This is a genomic window from Bifidobacterium sp. UTCIF-39, assembly GCF_006408715.1.
Classification (GTDB): Bacteria; Actinomycetota; Actinomycetes; order Actinomycetales; family Bifidobacteriaceae; genus Galliscardovia; species Galliscardovia tissieri.
Genome location: NZ_JEOG01000018.1, coordinates 61501 through 68075 on the forward strand (window position 1 = coordinate 61501; position 6575 = coordinate 68075).

5 protein-coding genes and 1 pseudogene are annotated in these 6575 nt (G+C 59.7%); 4 read left to right on the top strand and 2 right to left on the bottom strand.

Translation table 11 applies throughout. From position 1 onward, the window contains the following. Nucleotides 1-32: 32 nt before the first annotated feature. From EP30_RS08135 to EP30_RS08150, 4 genes are all read left to right on the top strand, one after another. Nucleotides 33-1712, top strand: coding sequence for an acetolactate synthase large subunit (locus tag EP30_RS08135; RefSeq protein ID WP_140557691.1), 1680 nt, complete (start codon nt 33-35; stop codon nt 1710-1712). Between the two features lie 160 nt (nt 1713-1872). Continuing rightward, entirely contained in the window at nt 1873-2661 is a 789-nt protein-coding gene (locus EP30_RS08140; RefSeq protein WP_140557693.1) for an AzlC family ABC transporter permease, read from the top strand. Beyond that, a complete protein-coding gene (locus tag EP30_RS08145; RefSeq protein ID WP_094663345.1) occupies nt 2658-2993 on the top strand; it encodes a branched-chain amino acid transporter permease in 336 nt (111 codons plus the stop codon). The genes EP30_RS08140 and EP30_RS08145 overlap by 4 nt, the downstream gene beginning before the upstream one ends. Before the next feature lie 219 nt (nt 2994-3212). Continuing rightward, complete coding sequence (locus EP30_RS08150; RefSeq protein ID WP_140557695.1) at nt 3213-4517, top strand: class I SAM-dependent methyltransferase; 1305 nt, start codon at nt 3213-3215, stop codon at nt 4515-4517. 160 nt (nt 4518-4677) lie between these two features. On the opposite strand, the gene EP30_RS08155 is transcribed toward EP30_RS08150, so the two are convergent. Further along, entirely contained in the window at nt 4678-6264 is a 1587-nt protein-coding gene (locus EP30_RS08155) for an RNA ligase (protein ID WP_308810409.1), read from the bottom strand. Nucleotides 6265-6273: 9 nt separating this feature from the next. Further along, nucleotides 6274-6575: pseudogene (locus tag EP30_RS08160) on the bottom strand (phosphoesterase); the annotation flags it as partial.

The window sequence follows — 6575 nt, forward strand, 5'->3', positions numbered from 1 at the left end:
GCGGCTACAATGACGCACGGAAGGGGAAAGCCATGAAGAACGCTGCCGAAGATCATGTGAGAACCGTCGCCGATCTGTTCGTCGAATGCCTGGTCAACGAAGGCGTCGACACGATCTACGGCATTCCGGGCGAGGAGAACATCCCGCTCATGGAGGCCATCGAACGGAACGGACGCATTCGGTTCGTGCTCACCCGGCATGAGCAGGGGGCCGGATTCATGGCCGCCACACACGGCCATCTCACAGGCAAGCCAGGCGTGTGTCTGGCCACGCTTGGACCAGGCGCGCTCAACCTCACCCTGCCGGTGGCGCAGGCGAACGCCAGCACCACGCCGCTCGTGGCGATCTGCGCGCAGGGAAGCGTGGGCCGTCTGTACAAGGAATCCCATCAGATCGTCGATCTGGTGTCGGTATTCAAACCGTTGACCCAATGGTCGGCGATGATCATGACACCGGAATCCACGCCCGAAATGATCCGCAAGGCCTTTTCGATCTCGCAGCGCAATCGTCCCGGTGCCACCTGCCTGGTCCTGCCGGAGGACGTGGCCGAAATGCCGGCTCCGGAAAACGCCAAACCGTTGCCGTTGCCCAAGCCGACCCATCTCATGCCCGCCGACGACACGATCGACGAGGCCATATCGATCATCCGCGAGGCGAAACGTCCGGTCATTCTCGCCGGCAACGGCGTCACACGCGCCCACGCGCAGGATCGACTGCGTGAACTGGCGGACCTGCTCAATGTGCCGGTGGCCACCACGTTCGAAGGCAAGGGCGTGTTCTCTGACAAGCTGCCGAATGCGCTCGGCGTGGTCGGATTCATGCACAAGGACTACGAGAACTTCGCGTTCGACACCGCCGACCTGATCATCGCCATCGGCTTTTCGATCCAGCAGTTCGATCCGAAGAAGATCAACCCGAACGATGACAAGACCATCATCCACATCAACACATTCGTGGAGGATACGGACGCGCACTATTCCACCGCCCTGAACATCATGGCCGACATCGACCAGACGCTCGCCGTGCTGATCGGCCGTCTGCGCTGGGAGGGCATCACGTTCGACGACTCGCACCCGGCGATCCGCGAACTGCTCAACCGCGAATACGAGTCCTGCGCCGACGACGACTCGTTCCCGATGAAGCCGCAGCGCATCGTCTACGATACGCGTCGCGCGGTGGACGACAACGGCGTGGCGCTCGTCGATACGGGAGCGCTCAAGATGTGGATGGCGCGCCTGTACCCCACGTATCATCCCAACACCTGCGTGATCGACAACTCGCTGTCCACCATGGCATGGACGCTGCCTGGTGCCGTGGCTGCGTCGATGGCCAATCCCGACCGTCCCGTGCTCGCCGTGATGGGCGACGGCAGCTTCATGATGAACGTGCAGGAGATCGAAACGGCGGTGCGTTGCGGCTGCCGCATGGTGATTCTGGTGTGGGTGGACGAGGCCTACGGTCTGATCAAGTGGAAGATGGACATCCACGACGGCACGCACGAATACGTGGACTTCAACAACCCCGATGTGGTGGCGCTCGGCGCGAGCTTCGGCGCCAAGGGCCACGAGATCGAAAGCGCCGACGAGCTGTATCCCGTGCTGCGGCATGCGTTGCGTTCCGGCAGCGGTGTGGACATCATCTCCTGTCCGGTGGATTACAGCGAGAATATGCGACTCATCGACAAGCTGGGCGACATCGACTTCTCCGGCTGATTCGGTTTCGGCCGGCACTGTCCGATGTTCGTTCCGCGCGTGATGGGTGCGCATGCCGTGCAAGGCTCGGGCAGAGCCGGGGCTAGGATGATCCAGTCGTTCGGTCCGATCGATTGCGCGCACTCGGTCGGACGCTGGAAAACGGGAGAGGATCAGAACCATGCGGGCAGGCAGTGGCGGAGCAATCGGACGGGGACGCGGTGGAACCGTTGGCCGGGCGTTTCAGGCGGCGTTCCCGCTCACTGTGCCGATCGCTGCCGGCTTCCTGTTTCTCGGCTGCTCGTACGGTCTGCTCATGCATGCCAAGGGGTTCGCGTTCCTGTACCCGGTGTGCATGGCGTATTTCATCTTCGCCGGCTCGATGGAGTTCGTGACGGTGAACCTGCTGCTCAGCGCGTTCAATCCGGTCGCCGCATTCATGCTGGCGCTGATGGTGAACGCCCGTCACCTGTTCTACGGACTGTCGATGCTCGGCAAATACAAGAACATGGGATGGAAGAAGCCGTACCTGATCTTCGCGATGTGCGACGAGAGCTTCGCCATCAACTCCAGTGCGAGGATTCCCGAGGACGTGGACCGCGGATGGTTCATGCTGTTCGTGAATCTGCTCAACCGGTGGTATTGGATCTTAGGCACGGCGCTCGGCTGGTTAGTCGGCGGACTGCTGCCGGTGAGCACGCGTGGCATCGAATTTGTGCTTACCGCGCTGTTTCTGGTGATCTTTCTCGATCAGTGGATGGGAACCGACGGCGGGTTGCGTGCGCATCTGCCGGCCATGATCGGCGTGCTCGCTTCGGCCGGATGCCCGATGGTGTTCGGCTCGGATGGATTCATGATTCCGTCGATGATCGCCATGCTTGTGCTGTTCGTGGCGTTGCGTCCATGGCTGGATGAGCTGAAGACGGGCGGGGACCATGATAAGCGTGATGATATGGAGGTGACGGCATGACCATGACCGTATGGCAGAGTGTGATCACCATCGCCGTGGTGGCATTGGGTACCATGATCACCCGTTTCCTGCCGTTCATTGTGTTCCCGGAGTCCAAACAGCCGCCGCGGTTCATTGACTATCTGGGGCGCGTGCTGCCGTTCGCCATGACCGGACTGCTGGTCGTGTATTCGCTGAAGGACGTGTCGCCCATGACGGGGAATCACGGTATTCCCGAACTCATCGCCATGGCGGTGATCGTGGCGTTGCACGCATGGAAGCGCAACATGCTGCTATCGATCGCCGGCGGAACGATTCTGTACATGGTGCTGGTGCAGCTGGTATTCGTCTGATCGAATGATCCGTTCGAATGGTCAATCGGCGACGTCTGATCACTATGGCTGGGCGTAGGACGATCAAACGGATCGCTGAAATCATCAACTTGCGATGAAGTGTCGAACATTTTGATTTGTTTTTCGCCCATGGGCAAACATCAGGAATGCAGAAAAAACGACGGACCTAAACTGCCACAGGACGTAATTGTCAACGAGCACTCGAAAAAGAGGCGAAGTATGAGCAGTGGCAAGTCGATGTTGGTGAGTGAGATGGTGGGGGAGTTCATCGAGTCGAATCCACACCTGAGGGTTGAGGCGTTCGATGGGTCTTCGTTCGGCCCCGACGATGCGGATCTGGTGGTGAAGGTCACGTCGCCGGCCGCCGTCTATCAGTTGCTCGCCCACCCCAATGAGATCGGTGCCGTACGCGCCTACGTGCTGGGCGATTTCGACATCGAGGGCATCGACTACGCCGATCCGTATCCGGAACTGCGCAAGCTGCTGTCGCTGGCACCTTACGTGAAGAAACCCTCGCCGGCCGCCGTCGCCAAGGTCGCCGCCGCGGTACTGTCCCACGGACTGCGCCGTCCGCCGGTGCCCGAGACCGAAGGCCCTTCCAAGTTCGCCCGTATCAAGGCCGGTCTGCTGCCGCACACCGAGAAGGCCGACTCCGAAACCGTGAACTACCACTACGACCAGTCCAACGAGTTCTACGCCGACTTCCTCGGGCCGTCCATGACCTACACCTGCGCAGTGTTCGACAATGAGGACATGAGCCTTGAGGACGCGCAGGCCAACAAACTGCGTCTCATTCTCGACAAGCTTGGACTCAAGCCCGGCGAACGGCTACTCGACATCGGCTGCGGCTGGGGATCCATGGTCATCACCGCCGCCCGCCGCGGCATCAAGGCGCTTGGCGTCACCCTGTCCAAGGAGCAGGCCGCCTACGCGCAGGAGTGGATTCGTCGTGAAGGACTCGAGGACCTAGCCGAGGTGCGCGTGCAGGACTACCGCGACGTGCCCGAGCACGACTTCGACGGCATCTGCTCGATCGGCATGATGGAGCACGTGGGCGTGAAGAATTACCAGAGCTACTTCGAGGAGATGTTCCGTCTGCTCAAGCCCATGGGACGCCTGCTCAATCATCAGATCACCATCAGCCACGACAAGCCGGACGGCAAGCCCGGCACCGACGAGTTCCTCGACCGTTACATCTTCCCCGACGGCGATCTGGGCGCACCCGGTTTCATCGAATCGTGCATCCACGACGCCGGTTTCAACGTGGTGCATCAGGAGAACCTGCGTCAGCATTACGCACTGACCCTGCATCACTGGAACCATAATCTGTCCGAGCATTGGGACGACGCCGTGAAGCAGGTCGGGTTCGAACGCGCCAAGGTGTGGGGTCTGTACATGGCTGCCTGCGCGCTCAACTTCGAGATCGACGGCATTCAGATCCACCAGTTCCTGGCCATCAAGCCCGATCGCGTAGGCCACCCCGACGGCAAGTGGTACCCGCTGCGTCCCTGGTGGAAGGCCTGACCCTGCCCACTGCCCCTGCCCCCGTCCCCGTCCTGTCCCACCGTCCTTAGTGTGATCACACTACCGAAGATGATTGCCCCAAAACGTTGCAATTTCAACACCCTCATTTTTTAGTGTGATCACACTAAGGAGGGGTGGCGGCCGGAATACGGGATGGTGGTCACATGTTGGATATCGTGCTGGATGCACTGGATGCACTGGATGCACTGGATGCACTGGATGAAGCGGTGCGATCGTCTAGAAGATCCACTATTCGTCCAACCGTGATCATGTCGACATCGCGCTCGCCGAAGGCTTTCCGTTGATACGTGAGATCGATATCATGTTCGCGTGCGTCATCGATGACACGACGGGCACGTTCCGCGGTCGCACCGCGATCGACGAGGTTGCGGCCCCGCAGCAGAGCGCGTTGCAATGACGGACGCAGCGACTTGATCATCTTGTATCGGTCCGACTTCACCTTGACCATCCATCCGTCATTGAAATACAGCACGGCACCTTCACGATCGGAGGCCTTGGCGTCGGCAATCGCCTGCGCCACCTGCTCGACGGTTTCGCAGCGTCCCAGGATCTCGGGACGGGTGAAACCGCCGGAATCGGCAAATAGTTGTTCATGTTCGTAGTCGATGGTGAACTGTTCCTGATTGCGAATGAGGTGCAGCAGTCGAAGCTCCGAATGATCGTATCCGACGATGTGTCTGTCCGATTTCGTATCGATCGTCTCGACCGCGGCCGTCACGTTCCAGTCGTGCAGATACTGCCATAACCGGTCCCGCACATCGTCATCGGCGGGGAACAGTCGTTCGATCAGTGCCGAATAATCGGTTTGGCCGGACTTCGACCAGAACCGAAATCGTCGTTGGTCGCTTCCGGAGGTGGTTTTGGATTCGTCCGCTGCGCCGATCAGTCCGAGGAACCCATTCTCCTTGCGTTCCACGCGAACCGGAAGAGCTTCGGGATGTCGTTGACAATGTTCGATGATGCTGTCGTATGAGGTTTCCGGAGTTTCGTCCACGGCGAAGAATTTCTCGAATCCTCGTTGCGTCACATGACCGGTACCATCAACGAATAATCCTCGGGCATTGATGGTACGAGTGGTCCAGCGTCCCTCACGGAACGCCTTACTGGTGAAATTGCAGGCATAGATATCATGCTCTCCCTGTACAGGGATCACTCGCACATCGGGGTCCGCGCACATGCGTTCCAATAGGTTGCCGTTCGGGTCTCCCGGCATGATCGGACGGAACATCGTGCGATGGAATCGCTTCCAGGAGTCGCGAATGTATGCATCGGGCACATGATCGGCAGCGTTTCGCGCGGCATTGCGTTGCAGGAGCTCGTCAAGTGGCACGTCGAAGTCCTTGGTCTCCCACAATGCGTCGTGACGTTGTGCCAGTTGGGCAAGCTCCGTCGCATATGTTGGATTCGCATGCTGCGCGTCGGCGACTACGTCCCATCCAGCATCGAGGGCGTCGGCTACCATGCGCCGGCCCAGCGCCACCACCATGTTTTCGAACCGTCCGCCATACTGGTCGCGCATGCGGTCACGGTTGGTTGGGGAGCCTGCGATCATCACGCGGATGTCATCCAACGAGATGATGCAATGCGGCCAGGTGTTGGTGGGGTCCTCAGCCCAGCGTCGAGCCCATGTGGACTTGCCCGACGCAGGCAGGCCGCGGAGAATGATCAGCTTTGCCATGTTTGGTTTCCTGTCTGAATTGCTGTTTGTCTTAGTGATGATGGTGATCGTTGGCCGCTATGCCAGTGTCGGTTGATCGGCGTTGGATTGATCGAGGTCATCTGCGTTGGTATGCGTACAGAACCAGTCGACGATTTGTTGTTCGCTTACCGGTAGTAGGCTCCACGCATCCAGTCCTACATTGAGCGACTCCGGCCGCGCGCCTTCGGGAGTCAGCTGATGCGTATGCCCGTATAGAAGCCGGCAGCCATCGAAGGGAAGGGCTCGGGTGGAAAAGCGTACGGCATCATCGGGCCATCCGTAGGCAAGATCCTCCCGATACGGGAAATGCGACAGATTCACGATCGACGGATCGGTAT

What these genes read in the sequence shown, in the direction of transcription:
- EP30_RS08135 (WP_140557691.1), top strand. Translation starts at nt 33, where the DNA reads ATGAAGAACGCTGCCGAAGATCATGTGAGAACCGTCGCCGATCTGTTC.
- EP30_RS08140 (WP_140557693.1), top strand. Translation starts at nt 1,873, where the DNA reads ATGCGGGCAGGCAGTGGCGGAGCAATCGGACGGGGACGCGGTGGAACC.
- EP30_RS08145 (WP_094663345.1), top strand. Translation starts at nt 2,658, where the DNA reads ATGACCATGACCGTATGGCAGAGTGTGATCACCATCGCCGTGGTGGCA.
- EP30_RS08150 (WP_140557695.1), top strand. Translation starts at nt 3,213, where the DNA reads ATGAGCAGTGGCAAGTCGATGTTGGTGAGTGAGATGGTGGGGGAGTTC.